4 protein-coding genes, 1 tRNA gene and 1 pseudogene are annotated in these 2,276 nt (G+C 63.7%); all 6 read left to right on the forward strand.

The features are described 5' to 3' along the window. Positions 1-203, forward strand: a pseudogene (locus MOV74_RS36375) (hypothetical protein); the annotation flags it as partial. A gap of 289 nt (positions 204-492) precedes the next feature. After that, positions 493-569 (forward strand) — tRNA-Met (locus MOV74_RS36380). 231 nt (positions 570-800) lie between these two features. Further along, complete coding sequence (locus MOV74_RS36385; protein WP_246932127.1) at positions 801-962, forward strand: DUF2934 domain-containing protein; 162 nt, start codon at positions 801-803, stop codon at positions 960-962. Continuing rightward, complete coding sequence (locus MOV74_RS36390; protein ID WP_246932130.1) at positions 959-1,144, forward strand: hypothetical protein; 186 nt, start codon at positions 959-961, stop codon at positions 1,142-1,144. Before MOV74_RS36385 ends, MOV74_RS36390 begins: the two co-directional genes overlap by 4 nt. A 216-nt stretch (positions 1,145-1,360) precedes the next feature. Beyond that, positions 1,361-1,663, forward strand: coding sequence for a DUF2934 domain-containing protein (locus tag MOV74_RS36395; protein ID WP_246932132.1), 303 nt, complete (start codon positions 1,361-1,363; stop codon positions 1,661-1,663). 394 nt (positions 1,664-2,057) lie between these two features. Further along, the coding region (locus MOV74_RS36400) for a LysR family transcriptional regulator (RefSeq protein ID WP_246932134.1) at positions 2,058-2,276 on the forward strand (219 nt) is incomplete at its 3' end.

Genomic DNA, 2,276 nt, shown 5'->3' on the forward strand with positions numbered 1-2,276 from the left:
CCAACCGCCAGGCCGACGGCACCACCACCGGCCAGTCCCGGGAACCGCTCGGCGACAAATTGGCGAAGTCCGACGGCGTGCTCTGCCCGCCCTCCGGCGTCGATCCCGACATGCACGCTCCGGCCCCCGACACCGGCGGCAACACCCCGGTGATCCCGCCCCCCGGCAGCCCCGGCGGCGACCCGAATGTAAGGCCGAAATAGGCCTCGTTTCATCCCAAATGCCGTCATGCCCGGGCAGAAGCGCGCAGCGCGTCTTCGCGCTTCAGCCCGGGCATCCACGTTCTTGGGATTGCAGCGAAGGGGATGGCCGGGACAAGCCCGGCCATGACGAACTCATTGAAAAAGAGCCGTATTCACAAGGCGGCTTGTCCCGTTGCAGCCTTGGCGAAGGCGGAAAAAGGCGGACCACTTTGCTTGACTTCCCGCCGCCCCCTTCTTTATATGCCGCGCGTTCGCGAGATCGGCCGTATCAGGCGGTTCGCGACCCTGTGGCGGGGTAGCTCAGCTGGTTAGAGCACGGGAATCATAATCCTGGGGTCGGGGGTTCGAGTCCCTCTCCCGCTACCATTTCAATCTCCTCACGTCCGATCTGTCAGGCCTGGCTTGGGCGCCAAGCCGCACGGCGCACATTGTCCGTCGCGTCCTCGTCTGGCGCATCCGCGACTAGGAACTCCCGCGCGGGATCGACGCTTGAATCCGCGGGCCAGCTTCGCCGCCGATTGCTGGCCTGCGCGACCCCGCCTCCAAGCCCCTCATACCCCCCAGGGTGGGGCCGCGCTTCACAAGCAGGAGATGCAATTGTCCGAGCCGACCGAGCAAGAGATCAGAGACCGCGCGCACCGCTTGTGGGAGCAAGCCGGCAAGCCCGAAGGCCGCGAGGACGAATTTTGGCGCGCCGCCGAGCAGGAGCTGCGCAACGAAGACAAGTCGAACACGTTGCGGACGCCGGATACGCTGTGACCGACAAGAATTGCCCATTCTGCCAGGGTCTGGGATGGGTCTGCGAAAACCATCCGCTCCGGGTCTGGAGCGAACAGCCCGGCGGCTGCCGCTGCGGTGAGGGCATGCCCTGCACCTGCAACACGACCGAGGATCCCGAGATACGCGTGGTGATCGTCGAAGCCGACACGACGTGGCACTGACGGCGTCGATGTGACGGCGCGTAGGGTGGATTAGCGGAGCGCGTAGGATGGGTAGAGCCCTTGCGAAACCCATCATTGCTTCTTCGCCCGGACTTGATGGGTTTCGCTTCCGCTCTACCCATCCTACTGGCTACGCGCTGCTGTTGAGGGAACAGACCATCCCCGAAAGGAATTCAGTGTCTGACCAGCACGGGCTCTGAAGACGATCCTTATCCCATGGCAGTGTCGGCGGTGGACGAGCAGAAAAAGATCGAGCACCAGATCGAACTCGCAACGCGAGCGGCGGCGCTCGTCAAGGACGAAACCACGGGCCAGCGCTTCAGGAGTTTCGCCGAAGAGCTGACGCGAAAGCTTCGTCGCATGATGCGGCGCGGCCAGGTGCGCGCGCGTGCGTACGAGCTCTGGGAGCAGGCCGGCCGGCCAACGGGTCGCGAGCTGGAGTTCTGGCTCGAAGCGGAACGGCAGCTGGAGGACGAACGCGAGGAGCGGAAGTCGTCCGACGCGTCCCCGAATCGATAGAAGCGAGCTTTGCAAGAAAAAAAGCCGCCGGGCTCTTCACCCTGGCGGCCTCGAAAAGTCCGTAGCTGTTGATCGCCTCCGCAGCCTCGAGCGTACCGCCGTTACCTTGTTTGCGGCCATGCGCGGTCATTGTAGGCGGAGGCGCGCGATTCTGCTGTGATCTGAACCACACAGTGGAAAAGAGGATGGGGGGCCGCGCGTTCGTAAGATCAGCCTTCTTCGCCGCCGCGATCCCTATGGTGCGGTAGCTCAGCTGGTTAGAGCACGGGAATCATGATCTTGGGGTCAGCGGGGTGCGTTCCTCCCAGCTACCAAGCACATCAATGAACGATGATACGCCTCTATTGTGCAAAAAGTGTCGTTATAGCCAGAGTGGTCGGAGAGGGTGTCGTCAATGGATTGGGAGCGGGTGAGGATATTCCTGGAGGTCGCGCGCGCCGGGCAGATCCTCAAGGCGTCGAAGAATTTGCGCCTGAACCACACCACGGTGGCGCGTCAGCTGACCGCGCTGGAGAAGAGCCTGAAGGCAAAGCTGCTCGAGCGGCACACCGCCGGCTGCACGCTGACTGCCGCGGGCGAGGCTATGGTCAAGGCCGCCGAGAGCGCGGAAAGC

Source organism: Bradyrhizobium sp. SHOUNA76, assembly GCF_023006445.1.
Classification (GTDB): domain Bacteria; phylum Pseudomonadota; class Alphaproteobacteria; order Rhizobiales; family Xanthobacteraceae; genus Bradyrhizobium.